Origin of the sequence: Pantoea phosphatilytica (genome assembly GCF_051025615.1) — a bacterium.
In the GTDB taxonomy this organism is placed as follows: Bacteria; Pseudomonadota; Gammaproteobacteria; order Enterobacterales; family Enterobacteriaceae; genus Pantoea.
The window spans coordinates 1,329,985-1,355,414 of sequence record NZ_JBPFDF010000001.1; the positions used below are offsets into that span (position 1 = coordinate 1,329,985).

At 56.7% G+C, this 25,430-nt stretch carries 26 protein-coding genes; 12 read left to right on the forward strand and 14 right to left on the reverse strand.

Features of this window, described 5'->3' with window-relative positions:
* Nucleotides 1–444: 444 nt before the first annotated feature.
* Nucleotides 445–1,980, forward strand: a complete 1,536-nt coding sequence (locus ACR6AS_RS06545; protein ID WP_111138885.1) for a SpoVR family protein — start codon at nt 445–447, stop codon at nt 1,978–1,980.
* 37 nt (nt 1,981–2,017) lie between these two features.
* On the opposite strand, the gene fadR is transcribed toward ACR6AS_RS06545, so the two are convergent.
* Nucleotides 2,018–2,737, reverse strand: coding sequence for a fatty acid metabolism transcriptional regulator FadR (fadR, locus tag ACR6AS_RS06550; protein WP_111138884.1), 720 nt, complete (start codon nt 2,735–2,737; stop codon nt 2,018–2,020).
* Between the two features lie 341 nt (nt 2,738–3,078).
* Here fadR and dsbB point away from each other — a divergent pair, with 341 nt between their 5' ends.
* Nucleotides 3,079–3,609: a disulfide bond formation protein DsbB gene (gene dsbB / locus ACR6AS_RS06555; protein ID WP_434161528.1), complete on the forward strand. Its 531-nt coding sequence runs from the start codon at nt 3,079–3,081 to the stop codon at nt 3,607–3,609.
* 55 nt (nt 3,610–3,664) lie between these two features.
* On the opposite strand, the gene ycgN is transcribed toward dsbB, so the two are convergent.
* From ycgN to ACR6AS_RS06570, 3 genes are all read right to left on the reverse strand, one after another.
* Complete coding sequence (gene ycgN, locus ACR6AS_RS06560; RefSeq protein ID WP_111138883.1) at nt 3,665–4,111, reverse strand: cysteine cluster protein YcgN; 447 nt, start codon at nt 4,109–4,111, stop codon at nt 3,665–3,667.
* A 64-nt stretch (nt 4,112–4,175) separates the two neighbouring features.
* A complete protein-coding gene (locus ACR6AS_RS06565; RefSeq protein WP_111138882.1) occupies nt 4,176–4,835 on the reverse strand; it encodes a fumarylacetoacetate hydrolase family protein in 660 nt (219 codons plus the stop codon).
* Between the two features lie 316 nt (nt 4,836–5,151).
* Nucleotides 5,152–5,427 carry a YcgL domain-containing protein gene (locus tag ACR6AS_RS06570; protein ID WP_111138880.1) on the reverse strand — a complete coding sequence of 92 codons (276 nt, stop codon included), beginning with the start codon at nt 5,425–5,427 and terminating at the stop codon, nt 5,152–5,154.
* A 155-nt stretch (nt 5,428–5,582) separates the two neighbouring features.
* Between ACR6AS_RS06570 and minC the strand changes: the two genes are divergently transcribed.
* The 3 genes from minC to minE are packed head-to-tail and all read left to right on the forward strand — an operon-like array spanning nt 5,583 to nt 7,421.
* The gene (gene minC, locus ACR6AS_RS06575) at nt 5,583–6,302 is read left to right on the forward strand and encodes a septum site-determining protein MinC (protein ID WP_111138879.1); all 720 of its coding nucleotides are present in this window, start codon (nt 5,583–5,585) and stop codon (nt 6,300–6,302) included.
* Between the two features lie 33 nt (nt 6,303–6,335).
* The gene (gene minD, locus ACR6AS_RS06580) at nt 6,336–7,148 is read left to right on the forward strand and encodes a septum site-determining protein MinD (RefSeq protein WP_111138878.1); all 813 of its coding nucleotides are present in this window, start codon (nt 6,336–6,338) and stop codon (nt 7,146–7,148) included.
* A gap of 3 nt (nt 7,149–7,151) precedes the next feature.
* Entirely contained in the window at nt 7,152–7,421 is a 270-nt protein-coding gene (minE, locus tag ACR6AS_RS06585) for a cell division topological specificity factor MinE (RefSeq protein WP_111138877.1), read from the forward strand.
* A 53-nt stretch (nt 7,422–7,474) separates the two neighbouring features.
* Here minE and rnd read toward each other — a convergent pair whose 3' ends face one another.
* From rnd to ACR6AS_RS06620, 7 genes are all read right to left on the reverse strand, one after another.
* Nucleotides 7,475–8,596: a ribonuclease D gene (gene rnd, locus ACR6AS_RS06590; RefSeq protein WP_111138876.1), complete on the reverse strand. Its 1,122-nt coding sequence runs from the start codon at nt 8,594–8,596 to the stop codon at nt 7,475–7,477.
* A 97-nt stretch (nt 8,597–8,693) separates the two neighbouring features.
* A complete protein-coding gene (fadD, locus tag ACR6AS_RS06595) occupies nt 8,694–10,367 on the reverse strand; it encodes a long-chain-fatty-acid--CoA ligase FadD (protein ID WP_146240824.1) in 1,674 nt (557 codons plus the stop codon).
* A 208-nt stretch (nt 10,368–10,575) separates the two neighbouring features.
* Nucleotides 10,576–11,172, reverse strand: coding sequence for a Slp family lipoprotein (locus ACR6AS_RS06600; protein WP_111138874.1), 597 nt, complete (start codon nt 11,170–11,172; stop codon nt 10,576–10,578).
* A gap of 59 nt (nt 11,173–11,231) precedes the next feature.
* Nucleotides 11,232–11,930 carry a tRNA (adenosine(37)-N6)-threonylcarbamoyltransferase complex dimerization subunit type 1 TsaB gene (tsaB, locus tag ACR6AS_RS06605; protein WP_111138873.1) on the reverse strand — a complete coding sequence of 233 codons (699 nt, stop codon included), beginning with the start codon at nt 11,928–11,930 and terminating at the stop codon, nt 11,232–11,234.
* Nucleotides 11,931–11,975: 45 nt separating this feature from the next.
* A complete protein-coding gene (gene yoaA / locus ACR6AS_RS06610) occupies nt 11,976–13,892 on the reverse strand; it encodes a DNA repair helicase YoaA (RefSeq protein WP_367395539.1) in 1,917 nt (638 codons plus the stop codon).
* Nucleotides 13,893–14,085: 193 nt separating this feature from the next.
* Complete coding sequence (locus ACR6AS_RS06615) at nt 14,086–14,823, reverse strand: carbonic anhydrase (RefSeq protein ID WP_293771130.1); 738 nt, start codon at nt 14,821–14,823, stop codon at nt 14,086–14,088.
* A 574-nt stretch (nt 14,824–15,397) separates the two neighbouring features.
* Nucleotides 15,398–15,565 carry a hypothetical protein gene (locus ACR6AS_RS06620; RefSeq protein WP_179895566.1) on the reverse strand — a complete coding sequence of 56 codons (168 nt, stop codon included), beginning with the start codon at nt 15,563–15,565 and terminating at the stop codon, nt 15,398–15,400.
* A 336-nt stretch (nt 15,566–15,901) separates the two neighbouring features.
* Between ACR6AS_RS06620 and ACR6AS_RS06625 the strand changes: the two genes are divergently transcribed.
* Both ACR6AS_RS06625 and ACR6AS_RS06630 read left to right on the forward strand, forming a co-directional pair.
* Nucleotides 15,902–16,267 carry a hypothetical protein gene (locus ACR6AS_RS06625; protein ID WP_111138870.1) on the forward strand — a complete coding sequence of 122 codons (366 nt, stop codon included), beginning with the start codon at nt 15,902–15,904 and terminating at the stop codon, nt 16,265–16,267.
* A 60-nt stretch (nt 16,268–16,327) separates the two neighbouring features.
* Nucleotides 16,328–16,672, forward strand: coding sequence for a RidA family protein (locus ACR6AS_RS06630; protein ID WP_111138869.1), 345 nt, complete (start codon nt 16,328–16,330; stop codon nt 16,670–16,672).
* 12 nt (nt 16,673–16,684) lie between these two features.
* On the opposite strand, the gene ACR6AS_RS06635 is transcribed toward ACR6AS_RS06630, so the two are convergent.
* Complete coding sequence (locus tag ACR6AS_RS06635) at nt 16,685–16,879, reverse strand: YoaH family protein (protein ID WP_111138868.1); 195 nt, start codon at nt 16,877–16,879, stop codon at nt 16,685–16,687.
* A 110-nt stretch (nt 16,880–16,989) separates the two neighbouring features.
* On the opposite strand from ACR6AS_RS06635, the gene pabB reads away from it, so the two are divergent.
* The 4 genes from pabB (at nt 16,990) to ACR6AS_RS06655 (ending at nt 22,233) form a co-directional block, all read left to right on the forward strand.
* Entirely contained in the window at nt 16,990–18,369 is a 1,380-nt protein-coding gene (gene pabB / locus ACR6AS_RS06640; protein WP_434161533.1) for an aminodeoxychorismate synthase component 1, read from the forward strand.
* The gene (locus ACR6AS_RS06645; protein ID WP_434161534.1) at nt 18,353–18,916 is read left to right on the forward strand and encodes a CoA pyrophosphatase; all 564 of its coding nucleotides are present in this window, start codon (nt 18,353–18,355) and stop codon (nt 18,914–18,916) included. Before pabB ends, ACR6AS_RS06645 begins: the two co-directional genes overlap by 17 nt.
* 171 nt (nt 18,917–19,087) lie before the next feature.
* Nucleotides 19,088–20,452: an L-serine ammonia-lyase gene (locus ACR6AS_RS06650; RefSeq protein WP_111138865.1), complete on the forward strand. Its 1,365-nt coding sequence runs from the start codon at nt 19,088–19,090 to the stop codon at nt 20,450–20,452.
* A gap of 218 nt (nt 20,453–20,670) precedes the next feature.
* Nucleotides 20,671–22,233, forward strand: coding sequence for an EAL domain-containing protein (locus tag ACR6AS_RS06655; protein WP_367395542.1), 1,563 nt, complete (start codon nt 20,671–20,673; stop codon nt 22,231–22,233).
* 100 nt (nt 22,234–22,333) lie between these two features.
* On the opposite strand, the gene ACR6AS_RS06660 is transcribed toward ACR6AS_RS06655, so the two are convergent.
* Both ACR6AS_RS06660 and ACR6AS_RS06665 read right to left on the reverse strand, forming a co-directional pair.
* On the reverse strand, nt 22,334–23,914 hold the full coding sequence (locus ACR6AS_RS06660; RefSeq protein ID WP_111138863.1) for a TerC family protein: 1,581 nt from the start codon (nt 23,912–23,914) through the stop codon (nt 22,334–22,336).
* Between the two features lie 249 nt (nt 23,915–24,163).
* Nucleotides 24,164–24,406, reverse strand: a complete 243-nt coding sequence (locus ACR6AS_RS06665) for a hypothetical protein (RefSeq protein WP_434161537.1) — start codon at nt 24,404–24,406, stop codon at nt 24,164–24,166.
* Between the two features lie 13 nt (nt 24,407–24,419).
* Between ACR6AS_RS06665 and manX the strand changes: the two genes are divergently transcribed.
* Nucleotides 24,420–25,376: a PTS mannose transporter subunit IIAB gene (gene manX / locus ACR6AS_RS06670; protein WP_293771155.1), complete on the forward strand. Its 957-nt coding sequence runs from the start codon at nt 24,420–24,422 to the stop codon at nt 25,374–25,376.
* Nucleotides 25,377–25,430: the final 54 nt, after the last annotated feature.

A 25,430-nucleotide genomic window follows, 5' to 3' on the forward strand; every position in this document is an offset into this window, starting at 1 on the left:
ATTAACACAGCGGATATCACCCCGGAATTTCATCTTCTATTTCACATCTTTTTTACTTTTCAGGTAACTGAAATCTTATGGCACGGCTCATTTCAGCAATTTATGCGTCTTAATCCTTAAATGCAGAAATAAATGACAACAAACGCAGTGAAATCTGCCTGTTTCAGGAGAATCCTTCAACCCCATACATTCTGCTTATAAACAGGATGATATTCCGTGATCGGCGCCATAGCCCGGATGAAAAACGGTTAAATATGCCTTTGCTTCTATCTGAATGATTTTGTGCCAAAGATTTCGTTTGAGTTCGCATTTCGGATAGGCGACAGTGGGCTATCATTGTTGTGTTCGCCTAGTTTTTTTGGGTTCCCTTTTTCAGGACGAAGCCTTAAATAACCAGAACGGGTTGTCTCTCGGGTCAGCCGGTTTGCAAACAAGAGGTGCGCTATGACGATAATCTTTGACGAAGCCATCAGAGACAGCAAACGACTCAACGACGGACCAGACTGGACATTCGAACTGCTGGATGTCTATTTAGCCGAGATCGACCGGGTCGCAAAACTCTACCGGCTGGATACCTACCCGCACCAGATCGAAGTCATTACCTCTGAACAGATGATGGATGCCTATTCCAGCGTAGGTATGCCGATCAACTACTCTCACTGGTCATTCGGTAAAAAGTTTATCGAGACCGAGCAGCGTTACAAACATGGGCAGCAGGGCCTGGCCTATGAAATCGTCATTAACTCCAATCCCTGCATCGCCTATCTGATGGAAGAGAACACCATGACCATGCAGGCGCTGGTGATGGCGCATGCCTGCTACGGTCACAACTCATTCTTTAAAAATAACTATCTGTTCCGCAGCTGGACTGACGCCGGATCGATCGTTGACTACCTGCTGTTTGCGAAAAATTACATCAGCGACTGCGAAGAGCGCTACGGCGTTGAAGAGGTCGAACGCCTGCTCGACTCCTGTCACGCCTTAATGAATTATGGCGTCGATCGCTATAAACGCCCGCAGAAAATCTCTCTGCAGGAGGAGAAGGCGCGGCAGAAGAGCCGTGAAGAGTATCTGCAGAGTCAGGTAAATACGCTCTGGCGCACGCTGCCGCGCCGTGAGAAAGAGGCGGTGCCCTTTGAAGCTGCGCGCTATCCCTCTGAGCCGCAGGAAAACCTGCTCTACTTTATGGAGAAAAACGCCCCGCTGCTGGAGCCGTGGCAGCGCGAGATCCTGCGCATCGTGCGCAAGGTCAGCCAGTATTTCTATCCCCAGAAACAGACTCAGGTGATGAACGAGGGGTGGGCCACCTTCTGGCACTACACCATTCTTAATCACCTCTACGATGAGGGTAAAGTGTCGGAACGCTTTATGATGGAGTTCCTGCACAGCCACACCAACGTCGTTTATCAGCCGCCCTATAACAGTCAGTGGTACAACGGCATCAACCCTTACGCATTAGGCTTTGCCATGATGCAGGACATCAAGCGTATCTGTCAGTCACCGACGGAAGAGGATCGCTACTGGTTCCCGGATATCGCCGGATCCGACTGGCTGGAAACGCTGCATTTCGCCATGCGCGAGTTCAAGGATGAGAGCTTCATCAGTCAGTTCCTCTCGCCGAAGGTGATGCGCGATTTCCGTCTCTTCACCGTACTGGACGATGACCGCAATAACTACCTTGAAATCGCCGCGATCCACGATGAGGCAGGCTACCGGGCCATTCGCCAGCAGCTCTCGGCCCAGTACAACCTGAGTAATCTGGAACCCAATATTCAGGTCTATAACGTCGATCTGCGTGGCGACCGCTCACTGACGCTGCGCTATGTGCCGCAGGGCCGCACGCCGCTGGATAAGAGCCGTCGCGAAGTGCTGAAGCATGTTCATCGCCTGTGGGGATTTGATGTGATACTCGAACAGCAGAATGAGGATGGCAGCGTCGAGCTGCTGGACCGCAATCCGCCACGCGGCGTTGCACTCTGAAGAGATAAAAAAAACCGGACGCGAAGTCCGGTTTTTTTTAACGTTTGTTGCCGAGATCGTCAGGCAGGTTCTTCTGCATGCTGTGCCAGATCTCACCGCTGCGGCGGCCATAGTTACGCACCACCTCAACAATCTCATCCTGCCCTGGCGAGGTGTCGCACAGCGCCAGCAGCTTCAGATAGAAATCACGCGCCACCTGTCGGGCTTCAGGGTTGGAAAAGTAGTGGCGACCCACGCGCGTATAGAGACCTTTCAGCCCATTCAGGATCAGGCCGTAAATCGGGTTGCCTGAGGCAAAGGCCAGGCCCCGGAAGACCCGATAGTCGAGTTCAGTATAGGCATCCGCCTGGTCGGCGACTGCGCTGACCGTTTCCAGCACTTCACGCGCTTTATCGGGATGGTGGCGCAGGGCCCGGCTGATAAAGATCGATGAAATGTTACTGCGCACCGACAGCAGGTTGTCGATCAGCACCGGCACGCTGTCGTGATCGAGACGGGCCAGGGTTTCCAGGATGTTCAGCCCGGACGTTTCCCAGAAGTCGTTTACCCGCGTTGGCTTACCGTGCTGGATCGTAAGCCAGCCATCGCGCGCCAGGCGCTGCAGCACTTCACGCAGTGTGGTGCGCGTCACCCCAATCAATTCAGAAAGCTCACGCTCAGCAGGAAGAATCGACCCGGGCGGAAAGCGACTGTTCCAGATGCTTTCAATAATATACTCTTCAGCAAATCCCGCTGGACTCTGAGCCTTTATAACCATAGCAATGTGTTCTCGTTGCTTTTCTAATCATGATGGGCACTCATCATACCAGACGCCCTATAGCGGATATAGCCTGCGTCACCATTAAAACCGGGCGCGGGCGCATATTTCAGACTGGCCGTCAGCCAGCGCGACGGCCAATGGCGGCGGCCTTGCTGGCTGCCGCGCGCCGCCTGTCGCCACCAGTGAATGTCCGCTTCGGCCTTTGCGGCGTCTCCCCCTGTAACCTGCGCTGGATCAGCATCAGGTTATGTTTACACACGATTTTTCCCTGGCTGTGGCTGGTTTGCCTGCGCTTTTGGTTTACACTGCGTGGCATTCACGTTTACAGGGAATGCAATATGTTGAGATATCTGAATCGCTGCTCACGCGGTCGCGGTGCCTGGTTATTACTGGCCCTGACTGCGCTGGCGCTGGAGTTGGCGGCGCTCTTTTTTCAGCACGTCATGGGTCTGAAACCCTGCGTGATGTGCATTTATGAGCGGAATGCGCTGTTCGGAGTGCTGGGCGCGGGGCTGGTGGGGGCGATTGCGCCGAAATCGCCGTTGCGCCTGGGGGCGCTGGCGCTCTGGATCTACAGTGCCTGGGAAGGTCTGCGCCTCGCTTATGAACACACCATGATTCAGCTGCATCCAAATCCTTTTACCACCTGCGATTTTGCGGCCCGCTTTCCCGACTTTCTGCCGCTCGACAGGTGGCTGCCGTCGGTCTTTCTGGCCAGCGGTGACTGCGCAGAACGCAGCTGGACGTTTCTGACGCTGAGTATGCCGCAGTGGATGATTGTAGTGTTTGCCGGCTATCTGCTGGTGGCGGCGCTGGTCCTGATTGCGCAGCCGTTCAGACCGAAACAGCGCGACCTCTTTGGCCGCTGACAGAAAAAAGGCTGCCCGAGGCAGCCTTTTTTTCATCCTTCCGCGTTTACGACACTCAGCCGTTGCGGTCGGGCCGATCAATGATGTGATCTTCCCAGTCGCGCACTTCACTTTCCCGCACCGCGATATAACGCACCGAAATGCGCTGGGCATGCATGGCGCTTTTCGAACCGGCACGCAGCGGATGCCAGGCCGGAAGCGGTTTGCCCTCGCCCAGCAACCGGTAAGCACAGGTGCGCGGCAGCCAGTCAAAGGTGGTCAGATTTTCGCGGGTGAGCTTGATGCAATCCTCTTCTAACTCGAAGCGGCGCTCATAGTTGCGGCACTGGCAGCTTTTGATGTTGAGCTGATTACAGGCGACGTTGGTGAAGTAGATCTCATCCGTGTCGGCGTCCTGTAACTTGTTCAGGCAACACTGACCGCAACCATCACACAAGGATTCCCACTCCTCATCGCTCATTTGTGCCAGGCGTTTGTGTTGCCAGAAAGGGGTATCAGTCATGATGATTGTCCGGGTTGTGCCTGAAACGCACCTTATAAAGCCTCTGCCGCAGTGATGCAAGTGTTTAGAGTACGCGTGTGCTGATGCCGTGGCCCGCTAATGAGACCTCCAGCTGATCCCCGGAACGCATCGGGCCGACCCCTTCCGGCGTGCCGGTCAGGATCACATCGCCGGCGCGCAGCGTAAAGTAGTGGCTCATATGAGCAATCAGCGGCAGGATTTTATGGATCATATCCGCAGTGGTGCCCTGCTGGCGGACCTCGCCGTTAACCAGCAACTTAAGCTCACTGTTCTGCGGGTCACCACTGAACCCGGCGGCCGGAATAAACCCGGAGATGGGACAGGCATTATCAAAGCCTTTGGACTTCTCCCACGGCTGACCCGCTTTTTTCAGTCCGGCCTGCAGGTCCCGCAGCGTCAGATCCAGCGCCACACCATAACCTGCGATAGCCTGAGCCACATGCGCTTCAGTAGCCTGCTTCAGGGTGGCACCGATCAGCACCGCCAGTTCTACTTCATGGTGAACGTCGCCAAAGCCGTCGGGAATCGAGAGCGGCTGGCGCAGATCACACAGCGCAGTTTCCGGTTTAATGAAGATAACGGGTTCAGTCGGCGTTGCACTGCCCATCTCTTTAATGTGTTTTGCGTAGTTACTGCCGACGCAAACCACTTTGCTGACCGGAAAATCTATCAGAGCGCCTTGCCAGTTCCGATGCTGATACATGCTCATCCCCTGTTCAGGTTAGGTGTGATGCCAGCGTTGCTGGCGGATTGATGTTTGCCTGTGAGCTGATCGAAATGCCAGCCTCATGGCGTGATAATAAGATCCTTTTAACGGTCCGGGGGGTAGAATTTGTCAATAAGCGTAAACAGGGGCGCATAATCGCTGAAGTTTCGACCAATCCGGGAGGGAATTCAGGCGAAAAATTTAAGAAGCGGAGAAAACAGATAAGCTGCGCCGTCTATTTTGCGCAGCCTTAAAGTCATATTATCCTGGCAGCATCGCGCTGAGAGGATTTATATTTACAGATGAATCTGAGTTAAACTTTTTTATCAGCCTGTAAATGAATTTTTAGCAGACTTTCGATTGGTGGAGGAAGCTGTAAATAATAGCCCTGTTCACTCAATCCCTGCTTAACTTTATTGATATCCGCATTAGCCAGTCTGTCGCGGCCCTCCAGCTTCAGCACCATTGCCAGCTGGGGCTTGCCAAATCCTTTCAGCAACGCTTCAGGAACGCGCGAAAAATCGTCCTTTTTTTCAACATAGAGATAAGTCTGGTCACGTAACGGGCTTCTGTAGATCACACAAAACATATTTTTTACTCGAATTAACCGGCGTTGAGGCTTGTCTGAATATAGCTGTAACTATAACATGCTTGCAGAACTTCGAATATTCACCGTAAGCGCATAAACGATGATTTTATCATCGCCTGGCTGACGGTAGTGAAAACAGGACTGAGTCGGGACTGATGTCGCAAACGCCAATCGAATTTAAAGGTAGCAGTTTCACCCTGTCTGTCGTCCATCTGCATCACCATGACCCTGTGGTGATCCGCAAGGCACTCCAGGACAAGATTGACCAGGCGCCAGATTTCCTGAAGAACGCTCCGGTGGTGCTTAACGTCGCCACACTGAGTGCAGATGTTAACTGGAAGCAGCTACAGCAGGCGATTCTTGCCACCGGTTTACGCATTGTCGGCGTGAGCGGCTGTAAAGATGATGCCCTGAAACGCATTATCGTCCGGGCCGGCCTGCCGGTACTGGCTGAAGGTAAAGAGGCCCGGCCGCGCAGTGAAGCGCCCGCCCCTGCGCCTGCACCGGTTCCTGAACCCCAGCCTGTGATGGCTGAAGCCGTCGCCGCCAAAACCCGCATCGTGAATACCCCGGTGCGCTCAGGCCAGCAGATTTATGCGCGTGACGCTGACTTAATCGTCACCAGCAGCGTCAGCGCCGGGGCCGAACTGGTCGCCGATGGCAACATTCATATTTATGGCATGATGCGCGGCCGTGCGCTGGCAGGCGCCAGCGGTGACCGCAACTGCCAGATTTTCTGTACCCATCTGGCCGCCGAGCTGGTCTCGATTGCCGGGGAGTACTGGATCATGGATCAGATCCCGCAAGAATTTTTTGGTAAAGCTGCGCGCCTGTGCCTGCAGGATGGCGCGCTGACTATCCAGACACTTAATTAGGCCCCTTTTCTTTTGTTAAGGAAATCAACATTTATGGCACGCATTATTGTAGTTACATCCGGTAAAGGGGGCGTTGGTAAGACCACGTCAAGCGCGGCCATCGCCACCGGTTTAGCGCAGAAAGGCAAAAAGACGGTTGTGATCGACTTTGATATCGGTCTGCGTAACCTGGATCTAATCATGGGCTGTGAACGCCGTGTGGTCTATGACTTCGTTAACGTCATCCAGGGCGATGCCACGCTGAACCAGGCGCTGATTCGCGACAAACGCACTGAGCAGCTCTACATCCTGCCTGCGTCACAGACCCGCGATAAAGATGCGCTGACCCGTGAAGGTGTTGAAAAAGTCCTGAACGACTTAGCAGCAATGGAGTTCGATTTCATCGTCTGCGACTCACCGGCGGGTATCGAAACCGGTGCGCTGATGGCGCTCTACTTTGCCGATGAAGCCATCATTACCACCAACCCGGAAGTCTCCTCTGTTCGCGACTCCGACCGTATTCTGGGCATCATCTCATCTAAATCCCGTCGCGCTGAAAACAGTCAGGAGCCGGTAAAAGAGCATCTGCTGCTGACCCGTTATAATCCTGGCCGCGTAAGCCGTGGCGACATGCTGAGCATGGAAGATGTGCTGGAGATCCTGCGCATTCCGCTGGTCGGTGTGATCCCTGAAGATCAGTCAGTCTTGCGCGCCTCTAACCAGGGCGAGCCGGTGATCCTTGACAGTGAGTCAGATGCTGGCAAAGCCTATGCCGATACCGTTGAACGGTTGCTCGGTGAAGTTCGTCCCTTCCGCTTTATCGAAGAAGAGAAGAAGGGTTTCCTGAAACGCCTGTTCGGGGGATAAACCATGGCATTACTTGATTTCTTTTTATCCCGGAAGAAGAACACTGCCAATATAGCCAAGGAAAGGCTGCAGATTATCGTGGCAGAACGGAGAAGGGGCGACAGTGAGCCCCACTATCTTCCGCAACTTAAGCGCGACATTCTGGAAGTGATTTGCAGATATGTAAAGATTGACCCGGAAATGGTGACGGTGCAGCTGGATCAGAAAGGGGATGATATCTCCATTCTGGAGCTGAACGTCACGCTGCCGGAAACGGATGACGTGACGAAATGACGCTGACCGTTTCCTGAATTTCCCCTGCGCTCTGGCAGGGGAAATTTTATCGGTCAGACATCCGCCAGAATGGCATCAATGCCAGGCTTCAACAGTTCGCCCCGCCATCCGGTGAGTAACTCCGGCTGACGTCCCTGTGGCTTCAGGCCCCAGTGCTGGCTGAGAACCTGATTGATCTGACGGCGTGACGCCAGCAGTTCCTGACTGAACCCACTCTGCTCACTCACCTGCTGCACCAGTGCTTTTACTGCTTTAAACACCTGCTTATAGTGCGGATGATCGATCAGATTACCCAGCGGTGCGGGTAATTCACTCTCGTCCAGCGCCGCAGCGTCGGCGACCAGCGCCACCAGCGTTTTGCCGTGGAAACGAATCTCATGTCCCGACAGCCCCAGATGGTCCAGCTCGCCCAGTGAGCCAGGCATAAAGCGGGCGACCTTCCAGAGATGCTCTTCGCGCACCACAAAATTGACCGCCATATCCTTTTCACGCGCCAGCTTCAGACGCCAGGCCGCCAGCCGCTGTAATGCCGCCAGCTGACGGGGGCGCAGCTGCCAGGCATTGGTGATATCCCGCCAGGCATCATCCGGTACAACCGTGTCGAGACGGCGCTGACAGAGGTTTTCGCACTCGCTGAGCGCCGCTGCCATATTACCGGCAGCCTCAGTATTCGCCATCAGCTGACGGGCAATCGGCAGCAGATAGTGGACATCTGCTGCTGCATAGGCGCACTGACGCTCGGTCAGCGGACGCGCCAGCCAGTCTGTGCGTGATTCACTTTTATCAAGCTCAACCTGGGTGAAATGGGCCACCATGGCGGCAAAACCCCATGAGAGTGGCTGGCCGGAGAAGGCTGCCAGAATCTGGGTGTCGATCATCGGCGTCGGCAGAACGCCGAAGCGGTGCAGGAAAACTTCCAGATCTTCCCCGCCGGCATGCAGGAATTTGGTGACGCGCGTATCCGTTAAGAGTTCGATAAAGGGTGACCAGTCACGGATATTCAGCGGATCGATCAGCACCAGTTGCTGATCGTCAAACAACTGGATCAGACCCAGCTGAGGATAGTAAGTGCGGGTACGGACAAATTCGGTATCCAGTGCCACCGCCGCGTGCTGGCGCGCTTTCTGACACACGTCTGCCAGTTGATCATCCTGGTCGATAAGGGAATAGTTCACGTCTTATTTTCACCGCAGCCAACAACGCGCGGCGCTCCATGTTAAACACAATAAAAACGCCGGACATGCCGGCGTTCAACCTCAATTCAGTCCTGCTTCAGCGCCCGGACTTTGCCTCGTCGCGCAGTTCACGTCGCAGTATCTTGCCAACGTTGGTTTTAGGCAATTCATCCCGGAACTCGATGATCTTCGGCACTTTGTAACCGGTCAGCTGACGGCGACAGTGGTCGAGCACCTCCTCTTTTGTCAGCGAGGGATCTTTTCTGACGATGCAGACTTTCACCGCTTCGCCCGAGAGATCGCTGGGCACGCCAATCGCCGCCGCTTCACGTACTTTAGGATGTTGCATCAGCACATCTTCGATCTCATTCGGGTAGACATTAAAGCCTGACACCAGAATCATATCTTTTTTGCGGTCGACGATGCGAATAAAGCCTTCCTCATCAACGGTAACAATATCACCGCTGTGGAGCCAGCCATTTTTCAGCACCTCGGCCGTGGCTTCGGGGTGCTGCCAGTAACCCAGCATCACCTGCGGACCGCGGATGCAGAGCTCGCCCGGTTCACCCGGTGGCACCTCATTACCGGCATCATCCAGAATCAGGACATCGGTAGAAGGCACCGGCAGGCCGATACTGCCGGTGTGACAGCTGATGTCATAGGGATTGACCGACACCAGCGGCGAACACTCGGTCAGGCCATAACCCTCCAGCAGATAGTGCCCGGTGAGCTTTTCCCAGCGCTCAGCCACCACTTTCTGCACCGCCATTCCGCCGCCCGCAGAGAGACGCAACGTGGAAAAATCGAGTTTATTAAACTGCTCATCGTTGAGGAGCGCGTTAAACAGCGTGTTCACGCCGGTGATGGCGGTAAAGGGCACCCTGCCCAGCTCTTTGACAAAGCCGGGGATGTCGCGCGGATTGGTGATCAACAGGTTCTGACCGCCCAGTTCCAGGAACAGCAGGCCATTCACGGTGAGTGCAAAGATGTGATACAGCGGCAACGCGGTGACCACAAACTCTTTGCCATCGCGCAGCATTTTGCCATAGGTCGCCCGGGTCTGCTCAATGTTCGCCTGCATGTTGCGATGGGTCAGCATCGCCCCTTTGGCAACGCCAGTGGTGCCGCCGGTATACTGGAGGAAGGCGAGATCGTCATTGGAAACCGTCGGACGCTGATAAGGCAGCGCGGCCCCACTCTCCAGCACCTGACGAAACGAGATGGCGCCCGGCAGATGGTATTTTGGCACCAGCTTTTTCACATATTTGACGACAAAGTTTACCAGTGTGGCTTTAAGCGGGGCCAGCTGATCGCCCATCCGGGTCAGAATGACGTGGCGAACCGGGGTTTCTGCCACCACTTTTTCCAGCGTGTGGGCAAAATTGGAGACGATAACGATGGCGCTGGCGCCGCTGTCATTAAGCTGATGCTTCAGTTCCCGCGGCGTATAGAGCGGATTGACGTTGACCACGACCATGCCCGCACGCAGCACGCCAAACAGGGCCACCGGATACTGGAGCAGGTTAGGCATCATCAGCGCCACCCTGTCTCCGGCTTTCAGGCCCAGCTGTTGCTGGAGATAGGCGGCAAACGCGCGGCTCTTCTCCTCCAGCTGGCGAAACGTCATTTTCTGACCCATGTTCAGAAAGGCGGGTTGATCGGCGTAGCGTTTTACGGCCTGCTCAAACAGATCGACCAGAGAAGTATAACGATCTGCACTTATTTCGGCAGGCACATCTGCCGGGTAGCGTTTCAGCCAAACCTTATTCAAGGATCCACCCCGATAATTATGTTGTATTTCCATCGCTGCCTCAGCCAATCTGGTTTGTTAACAATATTTTAACTGATTGTACCAGTTTGCCTGTTTCGGCATGTTGAGGTTGCGAAGTCCATCACTAAATTTCGTGCTGATAAAACAGACAAATAAAAAGCCCGGCTGCGAGCACCGCGACCGGGCTGAATAAAGACGATGTTCACACTTACTCGGTCAGGATAGTCTGCACCTCTGTCGGGCCGGTATTCATCATGCCCCAGTAAGGATTAGGCCCCCAGTAGCCCCCGCGATGGCGGGTAGGCCCATACCAGATCCAGGGATCCACAGGCTGAGGCGGCGCCATCACCTGCTGCGTCAGCCGCCAGCGCTGATAGCCGCGCACATCAATGACCACGAATTTATAATCCGCCTCTCCGATTTTGCCCTGCTCGGTGCCCTTCAGCGTGCCCAGCACCGTAACATACTGATTACGGACATCCACCGGATCGACAAAACCGTGGATGTCGGCAAAGATCCGGCCAACTGACGCCGCCCCCAGACGCGGTCTGGCGCTGTCATCCAGCGGCTGAGCCGCAATCTCCAGCCGGGTTTTGCCATTCAGATTGGTAACATTGACTACCTTGCCGCCAAAGCGCGACTCCTGCCCGACAAACAGCGACGGATCGCTCATCACCCGCAACAGATCCTGTTGCGGCTGCGGCGAACTGCCCTGCAGCGTGTCAGGAATAGAGACACAACCGGTTAACGCCAGCACGCAGGTCAGCAACAGACCTGAAAGCCCTTTACCACAGATTGACGACATAGAGATTCTCCCATCAGGTAAAGATTAGACTGGACGCATAACAATAAGTTGCGTCTCTTTTACCGGCCAGGTAACTTTTTCCAGGCGACCTCATTGCGCAGATAGGTCGGCTCTGCCGTTTCCGGCAGACACGTTTCACCACGGGCCAGCGCCAGGGCGGCCAGCGGCAGCATATCCTCTGCGGCAGGCAGGGCTACGTCGCTGGCGCTGAGCGTCAAAGAATGGCCCTGCTGAAGCCCCGGATAAGCCTGCCAGCCGGTGCCTGCGGTCATCCATTGGCCGGACAGCGCCTGCATGCGTGCCAGCGCCGCCTCCGGTGAGAGCACGCTTTCGGTGGCCTCGCCCTGCCAGACGCCCTGCTCATCGCGCTGATATTCGGCCCAGTAGACCTCCCCCATGCGCGCATCAATCGCGGTTAACACCCGCGTGGCACCGTGCAGACGCCATGCACCTTCCGCCAGGGTTGCCAGAGTAGAGACGGCGATCATCGGCAGAGCGGCACCCAGTGCCAGGCCTTGCGCAATCCCAATCCCGATTCGTACACCGGTAAAACTGCCGGGACCGCGGCCAAACGCCAGCGCGTCAAGATCGGTCAGTTCCAGCCGCTGCGCCAGCAGCAGCTCCTCGACCAGCGGCAGAATGCGCTGGGTGTGATCGCGCGGGGCGATCTCAAATCGGGCATCCATCTGTTGCTGATTCAGCAAAGCGGCTGAACAGGCTTCTGTTGCCGTATCCAGCGCTAAAATTCGGGCTGACATGACTACCTCAGAAGAAAGAAAAACGGCGCGCATCTTAGCACAGAATTACGCGTCTGGTTCGGGTTGCTGGCGGATAAAGGCGATGGCGCGGGCGATATCCCGGGTACGCGGCGTGGGCGGCAGGCTGTTGAGAAACAGTGCACCATAGGGCCGCGACACCAGCCGCTGATCGCAGATCACCAGCACACCGCGATCGTTCGTGTCGCGGATCAGGCGTCCCACCCCCTGCTTCAGGGTGATCACCGCATCCGGCAGCTGCACGTCGGCAAAAGGGTCGCCGCCGCGGATACGACAATCTTCCATCCTCGCCTTCAACAGCGGATCTTCCGGTGAGGTAAAGGGAAGCTTGTCGATGATCACCAGCGACAGCGCATCGCCGCGCACGTCCACGCCCTCCCAGAAGCTGCTGGTCGCCACCAGCAGAGCATTGCCCTTCTCAATAAATTGTTTCAGCAACTGGCCTTTACTGGTTTCACCCTGCACCAGTACCGGCAGCGTCATTGAGGCGCGAAACTCTGCGGCCAGCTCGCGCATCATCAGGTGCGAGGTGCAGAGAAAGAAACAGCGGCCTTTGTTGGCGTCAATCAGCGGCTTCATCATCGCGGCCAGCTGGCGCGCGCCACCAGGCCGGTTCGGTTCCGGCAGATTACGCGGCACGCAGAGCAGCGCCTGCTTCGCAAAGTCGAACGGGCTGTTGAGGATCAGGCTCTTCGCTGCATTGACCCCCAGCCGTTCGGCGAAGTGCGCCATGTTCTCGTCGACCGCCAGCGTTGCAGAGGTAAAGATCCATGCGGCCTTGCGGTTGTCCATCACTTCACGGAAGCGTTCCGCTACCGAAAGCGGCGTCAGCGCCAGGATAAAGTGGCGTGAGGTGCATTCATACCAGTAGCTGTAGCCCGGCTCGTTAATTGCCCGCAGCCGTTTCAGCCGCCCACGATAGAGCGCGGCCCGCTCAAAGGCGGCATCCAGCAGGGCCGATCGGCCCAGCGACAGTTTGATGACGTCGTAGCAAAGCTCAAGCGCGTCATCCAGCAGCGTGAACATGCGCAGAATCGCGTTATCGCTCAGCAGTTCGCGCAGATTACCGCGAAAGCCGGGATCGCCTAATGCCAGCCGGAAATCCTGCGCGCACTGCGCCAGCCGGTCTGCCGATTTCTGCAGCTGCCGGGCATCACGCACTTCGGTGCGGTAGGCGGTAATAATGTCTTTGGCCAGATCGAGTAACTGGCGGCTGGAGAGTTGCTGACCAAAATAGTGGCTGGCGATATCGGGCAGCTGATGGGCTTCGTCGAAGATCATCACATCCGCTTCGGGGATCAGTTCACCAAAGCCCCCCTCCTTTACCACTAAGTCGGCAAGGAACAGATGGTGGTTAACCACTACGACATCGGCGTCCATCGCACGCTTTCGCGCTTTGACCACAAAACACTCTTTGTAACGCGGACAATCGGTGCCAAGGCAGTTATCGTTGGTGCTGGTGACCAGCGGCCAGACCGGGCTGTCTTCGGTTACGCCTGCGCAGCTGCTGATGTCTCCATCTTCCGTCTGCGACGACCAGCTTCGCAGCGTCACCAGGTCGGTCAGCGCCTGAACAGTGAGATCGCCTCCCGCCATCGACTGCTGTTCCAGCCGTTCCAGGCAGAGATAATTTGAGCGCCCCTTCAGCAGGGCGGTTTTACCCGTGAACTTCAGCGCGCGGGTCATGGTGGGCAGATCGCGGCCATAGAGCTGATCCTGCAGCGCTTTGGAACCGGTGGAGACAATCACTTTTTTACCGGCCCGCAGAGCGGGCGCCAGATAGGCATAGGTTTTGCCGGTGCCAGTGCCGGCTTCCACCACCAGTTCACCCTGCTGTTTTACGGCTTCTGAAACCGCCTGCGCCATCTCACGTTGTGCTTCGCGCGGCCTGAAACCTGCGATCGCCTGCGCCAGGGCGCCATCCACTGCAAAATCGTCTGCCACATACCCTCACAAAGAACGGCAAAAACACTGTAATTATGTCAGTATTGCCATAACAAAGCAAAATAGAGGTTTTTCAACAGATTAGGCAATTATGGCAGAAACAAGCGGGCCCTTTAACCGCTTCGCGGAAACAAAAAGGCGGCACATGGCCGCCTGAGGATATGGGCTTCCTGCCAAAGCACCGGGTTGGGGCTTACTCGACGATCATGCGGCCGTTAAGGTGCTGCAGCGGACGATTGTTGGTGGTTTTCAGAGCCCGCTTAAAGGCGTCGAGCTGGGCCTGCGAGAGTGTGACCGGCTGCTTTATCACCAGCCAGCGGATGCCTTCGCTGCAGGGAGGCGTGGTCAGCGAACCGCTGAAACGATAATAGTGCAGGTCTTCCGGGAAGAGCTCGCGCAGATCGACCTGACGATTGATGCTGACCTGCTGATTCTCCTTTTTCGGCATCGCGTCAATCAGGGGAGTCAGCGCCGGGTTCTCTTTGCCGACTTCAAACATCACCGCGACTACGGCCAGGTCGCCATCCTCTTTGCTGTGAACAAAATGGGCTTCCAGCGGAAAGGTGTGTCCATTGATCTGGTTTTCACCGGGCGTGTGAAAATGATACTGACGCAGAGTGAACTTTTCACCGTCCAGAATAAAGTCATCTTCATGATCGACGGTAACCTGAATAGTGTGGCCATTATTAATGACTTTTTCCGCCGACGCCTGATAAGCCAGATTCAGGGGCTGCAGATGCCCCTGTATGGGATCTTTAATATTTATGGGCGACTGCGCCTTTCCTTCGTGGCAGAGGTGAAAATCGCTGCTCAGTTCGCTCCAGTGCTCCGGCCCTGCTTTGCCTTCGTAGCTCCAGTGCGGCTCTGCTGCGCTGGCGACACCCATGGACGACAGCGCGATGATCAGACTTAACCGTGTTAATCGTTTCATTTTTATCCCTGCTGATAAGCTAATGTGCGGCAGCGATAATATTCCGCGCCCTTTTATATCAGCAAGGTGACAAAATGCGATCGTTCACCTTCTTCAGGAATAATGAGTTTACTATTTTTATCGATGTTAATTTAATTAACATTCTCGTTTTATCATTATTCAGAATTAAATGGCCGGTGTGGTCCGGGCGCTGAATATGTCCGTTAACGATTAAATGCCAGAGCATTTTTCAGAAGCTGAAGGAAAAAAGAAACCGCAAAACGGGCGTTTTGCGGTTTATCTGTCACGCAGAAGAGACGGGCGGCCCGTTCCCGGTTAGCAGATCAGACATCCTTTTCCAGCGGATCCTCTTCCTCATCCTCTGCGTCATCTTCAGGATAGATCTCAGCATCATCTGGCAGGGGTTCATCGTAATCAGGACGTTCAGACATAATTACCTCCGGTGATAAATAGCAGTGTTGCTATTTCAGATGAGCATAGTTAACCGGCACGCCCCGCCGCACAATTTCCGCCTGAAGTGTGAGCCGGGCTTAAGATCGCTGTAAGCGCGTGAAAAGGTTCAAACGGCTCTGCGTTAATGGTGTATGTAGAGCGCGCCCGCCAGCATAATGATGAAGAGCACAGCAAACGTTATTACTCCCTGCCGGGTGCCTTTGGATAACCCCACAAAGGCCGCGATAACAATAAAGAGCAGCGTCAGTGCGCCCGCCATCACCCAAAACAGATACTGCGTATTCGCCATGTGTTCATCCTCATTCTGTGGCGCTATCTTTTGATTGATTTATAACATTTTTCAGCCCGTCCTGCCGGAGTTTCACCGCAGACAGCGGCTGATTGCGCGATTTGCAGACGTGCGCCCGGTCTGACGCCCGCCATGGCGCGGCGGACAGTGTGATGCAGTTATCAAATGCAGATGAACGCCGCGAGGAAACTAACACCCGGATTATACTAATCAAATCAGCTGACCGTTGGGATGTGGCACCTGCTGGCTGATGTGCCGACACTGGCTTAACGTTGCCTCAGGCACTGTTAAGCAGATGGCCTTAACCCGACTGCCTGACTCAGGCGGAGGAATGTGATGAACTATTTCCGCATCGGCTCTCTCGCCGGCGTGCTGCTGCTCTGCGGCTGCCAGGCCCCCACGCCCGACCAGGCTCGTCAGCAGGCACCGCTCTTTCAGGGCCAGAGCACCCGAACCGCCCCCCAGCTCAGCGACTGTATCTATCGCGGCTGGTCCACCACGACAGTCATTGCCAGCGATAACACTACCCACACTCAGCCCAGAGGCAGTGACATCAGCGTTTACACCTGGGAGGATTCCATTTTTGCGGATATCACCCCTCAGCGGAAAGGATCGGAGGTGAAATATTTCACCACGTTCAGGATGGCGCCTCAGGTGATGGCGGACAGGCAGGCAATCGTTCAGCGCTGCCTGCGGGCGTAAAGGGTGACAGCGGTGTCAGGAGTGTGCCAGGCTAATGCGCAAATAACGAGGGAGAAACCGATGAGCATTACCCGCATTGATCCGGAACACCGCATGTCCGAGGCTGTCATTCATAACGACACCATCTACTACACCAGCGTGCCAGAAAACCTGGACGCCGATGCCGAAGCACAGACAGCGAATGCGCTGGCCGTCATTGATGCGATGCTGACGCGCCTGGGCAGCGACAAAAGCAAAATCCTGGATGCAACGCTGTTTCTGGTCGATAAAGCCGACTTCCCTGCGATGAACCGCGCCTGGGACGCCTGGGTCTCGCCGGATAATGCGCCGGTGCGCTGCACGGTTCAGGCCGGACTGTTGAATCCGAAATATAAAATCGAAATTAAGATTATCGCGGCCCGTTAACCGCGCCGGGCGTTATTCCTCTTCGTTTTCATCATCTTCGTCGTCGAATAGCGCCCGAATCTGTTCACCCGTATGGCTCTCACGAATTTCCTGCGCCACCTGGGCGATCGCCTGGCCGCTCGTCAGCCCGCCAGCCATTAATTCCTGAATGCGTTCGACGGCCTGTTGCTGCTGCTCATGAGAGAGCGCCGGTAATCCTGTTATCATGTTCTACTCCTGCGTTGGGGCTGACAGTATCCCACGCCGAACTAACAGGTGCCAGTCAGGAAAAAATATGTCAGTCTGACCGCCTCTTTGCCTGCTGATTTCTCTGCACGATGATTGTTGAAACCCTGACGCTTGATTACACCCCGGATGCGCTGATACGGCGCTTCGCGCCCCTTTCCTCTCTGCCGTGGGCGATGCTGCTCTCCTCCGCGCAGGCCAGCCACAGCGACAACCGCTTTGATATTCTGACCGCCGACCCGCGTGCGACGCTGGTTACCCGGGGAGCCACCACCACTATCAGCGACCGGAACGGCAGCCGCGACTCCACCGCCGATCCGCTGCTGCTGGTTCAGCAGCAGTGTGATGCACTCGGCGTCACGCCGGTGACCAGCGAAGCTTTACCGTTTCAGGGCGGGGCGCTGGGCCTGTTCGGTTACGATCTGGGCCGCCGGTTTGAATCCCTGCCGCAGCACGCCGAGGCCGATCTCACCACGCCGGACATGGCGGTGGGGATCTATGACTGGGCGCTCATTGCCGATCACCACCAGCAGACGCTGACGCTGGTGGCGACAGAAAACGTAGCGGCGCGGGCCGCCTGGCTGACAGCCTGGCCCGCGCGCAAAACCGTACCCTTTTCACTGACCAGTCGCTGGCGTTCCAATCTGAGCTATGCCGACTACGCCGCACGCTTCGACCGGGTACAAGCCTACATTCAGGCGGGCGACTGTTACCAGGTCAACCTGGCCCAGCGTTTTCAGGCGGGCTATCAGGGGGATGAGTGGCAGGCGTTTACCCGGCTGAATGCCGCCAACCGCGCGCCGTTCAGTGCGTTCCTGCGTCTGCCTGGCAGTGCGATCCTCAGCCTGTCGCCCGAGCGTTTTCTCTCCCTGAATCAGAAACAGATCGAGACCCGACCGATAAAAGGCACCCGGCCACGTTGCAGCGATCCCGTCGCCGATGCGCAACAGGCCGAGGCGCTGCGCAATGCCGGGAAAGATCGCGCCGAAAACCTGATGATTGTCGATCTGCTGCGCAACGATATCGGCCGCGTCGCCGTTCCCGGCTCGGTGACGGTGCCGGAGCTGTTTGTGGTTGAGCCTTTCCCGGCGGTTCATCATCTGGTGAGCACGGTGCGGGCGCAGCTGCCTGCAACCCTGCAGGCCACGGATCTGCTGCGCGCCTGCTTCCCGGGCGGATCGATAACCGGCGCGCCCAAAATCCGGGCGATGGAGATTATTGATGAACTGGAGCCGCAGCGGCGCAATGCCTGGTGCGGCAGTATCGGCTATCTCAGCCTCTGCGGAAGGATGGATACCAGTATCACCATCCGCACGCTGATCGCCGAGGGGCAGCAGATCTACTGTGCCGCGGGAGGCGGGCTGGTGGCCGACAGCGATCCGGCGGCGGAATATCAGGAGACGCTCGACAAAGTGAGCCGGATTTTACCGGCGCTGGAACAGATCGGAGGTACCGTTGGCCCTGACGCTTGAGACCTTCCGCAGCCGTTTTCTGTTGCAGCAGCCCGCCCGCAGCACGCAGCGCCTCTCAGGACGTCATGCTGCGGTGCTGGTGCCGGTGGTGGCGCGGGCTGAACCTGGCCTGCTGCTGACGCAACGCTCGCATGCGCTGCGAAAACATGCCGGGCAGGTGGCCTTTCCCGGCGGGATGCAGGATGCCACCGACGCCTCGCTGATCGCCACCGCACTGCGCGAAGCGCAGGAAGAGGTCGGGCTGGACCCGCAGCAGGTCGAGGTGCTGGGCGCGCTGCCTGCCGTAACCAGCAGTACCGGTTTTCAGGTCACGCCGGTGCTGGGGATTATTCCGGCCGGTCTGCGCTTGACCCTGAATCCGGATGAGGTCAGCAGCGCCTTTGAGATGCCGCTGGCCGAGGCATTACAGCTCAGCCGCTACAGCGTGCTGGAGATCAACCGGGCGGGCGTGCGCCATCCGGTCTGGCTGTCACGCTATCAGGATTATCTGGTCTGGGGCATGACCGCCGGGATTATCCGTTCGCTGAGTACGCAAATCGCTTTCTGAGATTCCCTGCCCCGGCCCGTCAGCTCCCTGCCGGTTTACGCTATAATTTTTTCTACTGGTTTTAATAAGTTTATTTCATGCGAAAAGCTGCTCTTTTCCGGTGCATGACCTTTACTATTAGCGCCATAAACTGCCGCGGCAGACTGATAATAATTGTGAGGAGTGTCACCTGTGATTAGTGTTTTCGACATGTTCAAAGTGGGCATCGGCCCCTCAAGTTCGCATACTGTCGGCCCGATGAAAGCGGGTAAACAGTTTGTGGATTTGCTCAGCGAACAGGGAAAGCTGCAGGAGGTGACCCGGATCGCCGTGGATGTCTATGGGTCGCTCTCCCTGACCGGTAAAGGCCACCACACGGACATCGCCATTATTATGGGTCTGGCGGGCGAATCACCGGATACCGTAGACATCGATGCGATCCCCGCCTTTATCAAGGATGTGGAACAGCGTGAGCGGCTGCTGCTAGCAAAAGGCGCGCATGAGGTGGACTTTCCGCGCGAAGGCGGCATGGTGTTCCGCAGTGAGAACCTCTCCCTGCATGAGAACGGCCTGCGCCTGCTCGCGTTTGCGGGCGACCTGCTGATCCTGTCAAAAACCTACTACTCGGTGGGCGGCGGTTTTATTGTCGATGAAGAGCACTTCGGCCAGTCGGCGCTGGATGAGGTCTCTGTTCCCTGGCCGTTCCACTCCGCCAAAGATCTGCTGGCTCACTGCCGCGAAACGGGCCTGTCGCTCTCGGGCCTGGTCATGAAGAACGAACTGGCGCTGCACAGCCGTGATGAGATTCAGGCCTATTTCGCCACCATCTGGCAGACCATGCAGGCCTGTATCGATCGCGGCCTGAATACCGAAGGTGTGCTGCCTGGCCCGCTGCGGGTGCCGCGCCGCGCCGCCTCGCTGCGTCGTCTGCTGACCTCCTCCACCAAACACTCCAGCGATCCGATGATCGTCATCGACTGGATCAATATGTTTGCGCTGGCCGTCAACGAAGAGAACGCTGCGGGTGGCCGGGTGGTGACGGCTCCGACCAACGGCGCCTGCGGCATCGTGCCTGCGGTGCTGGCCTACTACGATCACTTTATCGAGCCGGTCACGCCCGATATCTTCCTGCGCTATTTCCTCGCCTCAGGCGCGATTGGCGTGCTCTATAAAATGAACGCCTCCATCTCTGGTGCCGAAGTGGGCTGCCAGGGTGAAGTCGGTGTCGCCTGCTCAATGGCGGCAGCCGGTCTGGCCGAGCTGCTGGGTGCCAGCCCGGAGCAGGTCTGCGTGGCCGCCGAGATCGGCATGGAGCATAACCTGGGGCTGACCTGTGACCCGGTGGCGGGTCAGGTGCAGGTGCCCTGCATTGAGCGCAACGCGATCGCCTCAGTGAAAGCGATCAACGCGGCGAGAATGGCGCTGCGCCGCACCAGCGAACCACGCGTCTCGCTGGATAAGGTTATCGAAACCATGTATGAAACCGGCAAAGATATGAACGCCAAATATCGTGAAACCTCACGCGGCGGGCTGGCAATCAAGGTTCAGTGCGATTAACGCCCCCAGCGGTTTAAATAACGCGCAAACATAATAAAATCCGTATCCTGCGCTATCTCAGCGCAGGATTACACGGTAGAGTGATTTCCGCGCAGCCGTCCGGCTTGCCCTGCTTTCCAGACCCGCTTTTCTGCATTACGGCCTCAGTTCTGGCCTGACCGTGCCGATACTCATCCCGTTGTGTTGCTTTTTTCTGGCTTTAGGGAAGGTGGAAACTGATGTTGATGGCCCAGCAATATGTTGGACAATTCAGACGCAAGCGTTTGCTGATCGCGCTGATGATCGCCACCCTGGTGCTGATTCTGACGCTGGCATTCCGCTATATCGAAGAAAAAGCGCGCATCGAGCAGCAGGCGATGGATTTTGCCGACAAGGCGATAATGCGGTTCGACCGGATGTTCTCCCCGCTGGAGGTGTCAGCCAGTAATATGCTGGGGCTGGTTGGCGTGCCCTGCCAGGATGTTCGCTTTCCGCTCATTGAGAAGATCTCCTCGCTGCAGACGGTGCGGGCGATTCTGCTGGTCGATAACGATATGCTCTACTGCTCCAGTATCTATGGCCCGCGCACCATCCCTTTTGGAGAGACCTACCCCGACCTGGCCTTTAACGGCCAGCGCATGACGCTCTCTACCGATCGCTATCTGCTGAAAGGGTCACCGATACTCCTGCTGTGGACGCCCAGGAGTCTGGATAACCGCTCCGGCATTCTGCAGGCTATCAATATCGAAATGATGAGCAACTACCTGCTGGAGCCGGAGCTGCCCTGGGTGGAGCGCGCCGTCTTCAACGTCAATGGTCAAAGCCTGGAGTATGGCAATCCATTGATTGAGGCCACGGTGCCGGCAGATGATGAGGTGAGCTACGAGCAGGAATCACTGCGCTATCCCTTCAGCCTGACGCTCTATGGCCCCTCTCCGACCCGGCTGGCGCTGGCGACGCTGCCTTCCCAGCTGCCGCTGGCGCTGCTGCTGAGCCTGCTGGTCGGCTACATCGTCTGGCTGGCCACCGCGAACCGCATGAGCCTGAGCTGGCAGATCAGCTACGGCATTACCGCGCGCGAGTTTATGGTCTACTGTCAGCCGCTGATTAACAGCAAAAGCGGCGAGTGCGACGGCATCGAGTTACTGCTGCGCTGGCACAATGCCCGCCAGGGCTGGATAGCGCCGGATCTCTTTATTCCGCTGGCCGAGCGGCAGAACCTGATTAAACCCCTGACGCGCTTTGTGCTGGCTGAGGTGGTCAGCGCGTTACCGCAGTTGCCCGACGATCCCGACTTTCATATTGCCATTAACGTGGCGGCCAGCCATTTCCGCGATCGGGCCATTCTGGAGGATCTGCAGACGCTCTGGTGGCCCGCGACGCCTGTGCCGAAACTGGTGGTGGAGCTGACCGAGCGGGATGCGTTGCCGGTCGTGGATCAGTCGGTGATTTCCCAACTGCATGATATCGGCGTGCGGCTGGCGATCGATGACTTCGGCACCGGCCACAGCTCGCTCTCCTATCTGAAAGATCTCCATCCCGATGTGCTGAAAATCGACAAGATTTTCACTGCGGCCATCGGCACAGACGCGATTAACGCCACGGTGACGGATATGGTGATCTCGCTGGCGCAGCGTCTGAATATCAGCCTGGTGGCCGAGGGGGTCGAAACCGCCGAGCAGGCGGCCTACCTGCGCGAGCGCGGCGTGGATCATCTTCAGGGCTACTATTATGCCCGACCGATGCCGCTGGCGGATTTCCCGGCCTGGCTGGCCGCGCATCAGGCCGATGTCCGGCCCTGAGTCCGCGACCGCGCAGGCGACGGACAAAAAAACAGCCGCGGCGGTGAGGCAGCGGCTGTCAGAGAAGTTCAGCGTGGCAGATTAACGCTGCCGCAGACGATTACCCCTCTTCATCTTCATCGTATGGCTTGTCTTTGGTGACGCGCACCAGATCGATACGGTAGTCGGTCGCCTCGATAATCTGGAAGTGCAGCGGCGTAATATCAATCACATCGCCAGGCAGGGGTAATTGCCCTTTCTGGGCAATCAGCAGGCCCGCCAGAGACGCGTGATCTTCGGCCGGATCGACCAGTTCATGGAAGTCGAGCAGCTGCTGCAGCGAGTGCAGATCAGTGCCGCCTTTGACCAGCCAGCCGTCGCCATCTGCAATGATATCGGGCGTTTCATCCTCATCCGGGAATTCCCCGGCAATCGCCTCCAGCACATCCAGCGGAGTAATCAGCCCCTGCACCACGCCAAACTCGTTGGTAACGATGACAAAACTGCCCCGGGCGCGACGCAGCACGCCGAGCAGGTTGATCGGGTCCAGCGTTTCCGGTACCACAATAGTCGGGGTACTGGCCGCAAAGGCCGCCACATCCATCCCATGATCCAGCGCCACCAGCAGCTCTTTGGCGCGCACGACGCCGACAATCTCATCCAGCTCGCCCCGGCAGACCGGGAACAGGCTGTGCGGCGTATCGAGCAGCTGCATGCGGATCTCATCAACGGGACGGTTCGCATCAACCCACGAGATTTCACCGCGTGGCGTCATGATGCTGCGAATCGAACGTGACGCCAGCGTCAGCACGCCGTTAATCATATAGCGCTCTTCGTCCTTAAACGCCTCCTGCGGCATCGCTTCCGCCAGCGCCACCTCTTCGCTGGATCCGCTGTTGTTGTTGCTGGCGGTCTGGGCGCGGTTGCGGCCGCCCATCAGGCGCAGAATCGCTTCGGCGGTGCGCTCACGCATCGGGCGATTCGACTGATGGCGGATAAAGTTGCGTCGGGCAATCTGGTTAAACAGCTCGATCAGAATTGAGAAGCCAATAGCCGCGTAGAGGTAGCCTTTAGGAATATGGAAACCAAAGCCTTCTGCCACCAGCGACAGACCGATCATCAGCAGGAAGCTCAGGCAGAGCACCACCACGGTCGGATGCGCGTTGACAAAGTTGGTCAGCGGTTTCGACGCCAGCAGCATCACACCCATCGCAATCACCACGGCAGTCATCATCACCGGCAGATGGTTCACCATTCCCACCGCCGTGATCACGGCATCCAGCGAGAAGACAGCATCCAGCACCACAATCTGTGTCACCACGGCCCAGAAACTGGCGTAGCCGCGATTGGCGGAACCCTCAAGCTGTCGGTTCTCCAGCCGCTCATGCAGCTCCATTGTCGCCTTGAACAGCAGGAACAGGCCACCCGCCAGCAGGATCAGATCGCGGCCCGCGAAGCTGAAACCGCCTACGCTGAACAGCGGTGTCGTCAGCGTCACCATCCAGGAAATCAGCGACAGCAGGCCCAGACGCATCACCAGCGCCAGCGACAGACCAATCAGGCGCGCTTTATCACGCTGCTTTGGCGGCAGCTTGTCGGCCAGGATGGCGATAAAGACCAGGTTGTCGATGCCGAGAACAATTTCCAGCACCACCAGCGTCAGTAAACCCGCCCAGATTGAGGGGTCGAATAAAAATTCCATTATTTATGACTCCAGAACAGGGATCCAGACGAGCCGGGACGTATCAGCGCAGCAAAGCGTGACATCGGGATAGTCGGGAAAACGTGGAAAACGCCGTAAGGCGAGAGGTGACGCGCCAGCAGGCGCAAAGAACAGATTAAGCGACGTCGGTGACGATCCATAAGGTGGGCTGATGCCCGTTACTCCTGAGTAATAAACAGAAGGTTAATGTATCAGTTCGGAAAACGGCGTCAAAAAATTTTCTCATTTTTACAAACTGTAGCAGAGATGATCGGCCACATAGAAAAGCGCACGGTTTCCGGCAGCGGGTAAATAACAGACAGGCATCACATCATTTATTTTTTCGCTCACTAAAATAAGCCCCGACTTCATGGCTTTTACCAACGCAATTCCCTTTTTTCGACGCGATACCTGACTGTTGAGACAGCCGGTTAACGCGATATCAAAGCAAAATTCAAAACCGTTCATCCCCCAGATGAGCATCTCTGGCATAAGGAGGTAGCAGGTGACCATAGCAATTGTGATTGGTACACACGGCTGGGCAGCGGAACAACTGCTGAAAACAGCAGAAATGCTGTTGGGCGAGCAGGAGAATGTCGGCTGGATAGATTTTGTGCCCGGTGAAAATGCTGACACGCTGATTGAAAAATATCAGGCAAGGCTGGCAGAACTCGATACCGGCCAGGGGGTGCTGTTTCTGGTCGATACCTGGGGCGGCAGCCCGTTTAACGCGGCCAGCCGGATCGTGGTGGACCGGCCACAGTATGAGGTCGTGGCCGGGGTCAATATTCCGATGCTGGTTGAAACGCTGATGGCGCGCGACGATAACCCATCCTTTGAGGCGCTGGTCGCCGTGGCGGTTGAGACCGGTCGCGAGGGGGTAAAAGCCCTGAAAGCTCCCGACGCGGCGCCCACCCGCGTCGAACCGGCCGTGGCCGCGCCTCCGGTAAAACCGATGGCACCGGGCGATCATATGAAGATCGGTCTGGTGCGGATCGATGACCGCCTGATCCATGGACAGGTCGCGACACGCTGGACCAAAGAGACTAACGTCCAGCGCATTATCGTCGTCAGCGATGAGGTGGCTAACGATCAGGTGCGTAAGACCCTGCTGACCCAGGTCGCTCCGCCGGGCGTGACGGCACATGTGGTGGATGTCGATAAGATGGTGCGGGTGTGGAACAACCCGAAGTATGGTCAGGATCGCGTCATGCTGCTGTTTACCAATCCCACCGATGTCGTGCGGGTGGTGGAACAGGGTGTTGAGATTAAATCCGTCAACATCGGCGGGATGGCATTTCGTCAGGGAAAAACGCAGGTCAATAACGCGGTTTCGGTCGATGAAAAAGATATCGCCGCCTTCCGCAAACTTAACGAACGCCATATCGAACTGGAAGTCCGCAAAGTTTCCAGCGACCAGAAACTGAAGATGATGGATTTGATTGCGAAAATGAATGCGTAAAAGGCGCCTGCGTTTTCGGGTGCATTACCATTATCCTGCTGAGGACACGACGTA

Coding starts and splice junctions, on each gene's coding strand:
- ACR6AS_RS06545 (WP_111138885.1), top strand. CDS start 445: ATGACGATAATCTTTGACGAAGCCATCAGAGACAGCAAACGACTCAAC.
- fadR (WP_111138884.1), bottom strand. CDS start 2,737: ATGGTTATAAAGGCTCAGAGTCCAGCGGGATTTGCTGAAGAGTATATT.
- dsbB (WP_434161528.1), top strand. CDS start 3,079: ATGTTGAGATATCTGAATCGCTGCTCACGCGGTCGCGGTGCCTGGTTA.
- ycgN (WP_111138883.1), bottom strand. CDS start 4,111: ATGACTGATACCCCTTTCTGGCAACACAAACGCCTGGCACAAATGAGC.
- ACR6AS_RS06565 (WP_111138882.1), bottom strand. CDS start 4,835: ATGTATCAGCATCGGAACTGGCAAGGCGCTCTGATAGATTTTCCGGTC.
- ACR6AS_RS06570 (WP_111138880.1), bottom strand. CDS start 5,427: ATGTTTTGTGTGATCTACAGAAGCCCGTTACGTGACCAGACTTATCTC.
- minC (WP_111138879.1), top strand. CDS start 5,583: ATGTCGCAAACGCCAATCGAATTTAAAGGTAGCAGTTTCACCCTGTCT.
- minD (WP_111138878.1), top strand. CDS start 6,336: ATGGCACGCATTATTGTAGTTACATCCGGTAAAGGGGGCGTTGGTAAG.
- minE (WP_111138877.1), top strand. CDS start 7,152: ATGGCATTACTTGATTTCTTTTTATCCCGGAAGAAGAACACTGCCAAT.
- ACR6AS_RS06600 (WP_111138874.1), bottom strand. CDS start 11,172: ATGTCGTCAATCTGTGGTAAAGGGCTTTCAGGTCTGTTGCTGACCTGC.
- tsaB (WP_111138873.1), bottom strand. CDS start 11,930: ATGTCAGCCCGAATTTTAGCGCTGGATACGGCAACAGAAGCCTGTTCA.
- ACR6AS_RS06615 (WP_293771130.1), bottom strand. CDS start 14,823: ATGAAACGATTAACACGGTTAAGTCTGATCATCGCGCTGTCGTCCATG.
- ACR6AS_RS06620 (WP_179895566.1), bottom strand. CDS start 15,565: ATGGCGAATACGCAGTATCTGTTTTGGGTGATGGCGGGCGCACTGACG.
- ACR6AS_RS06625 (WP_111138870.1), top strand. CDS start 15,902: ATGAACTATTTCCGCATCGGCTCTCTCGCCGGCGTGCTGCTGCTCTGC.
- ACR6AS_RS06630 (WP_111138869.1), top strand. CDS start 16,328: ATGAGCATTACCCGCATTGATCCGGAACACCGCATGTCCGAGGCTGTC.
- ACR6AS_RS06635 (WP_111138868.1), bottom strand. CDS start 16,879: ATGATAACAGGATTACCGGCGCTCTCTCATGAGCAGCAGCAACAGGCC.
- pabB (WP_434161533.1), top strand. CDS start 16,990: ATGATTGTTGAAACCCTGACGCTTGATTACACCCCGGATGCGCTGATA.
- ACR6AS_RS06655 (WP_367395542.1), top strand. CDS start 20,671: ATGTTGATGGCCCAGCAATATGTTGGACAATTCAGACGCAAGCGTTTG.
- ACR6AS_RS06660 (WP_111138863.1), bottom strand. CDS start 23,914: ATGGAATTTTTATTCGACCCCTCAATCTGGGCGGGTTTACTGACGCTG.
- ACR6AS_RS06665 (WP_434161537.1), bottom strand. CDS start 24,406: ATGCCAGAGATGCTCATCTGGGGGATGAACGGTTTTGAATTTTGCTTT.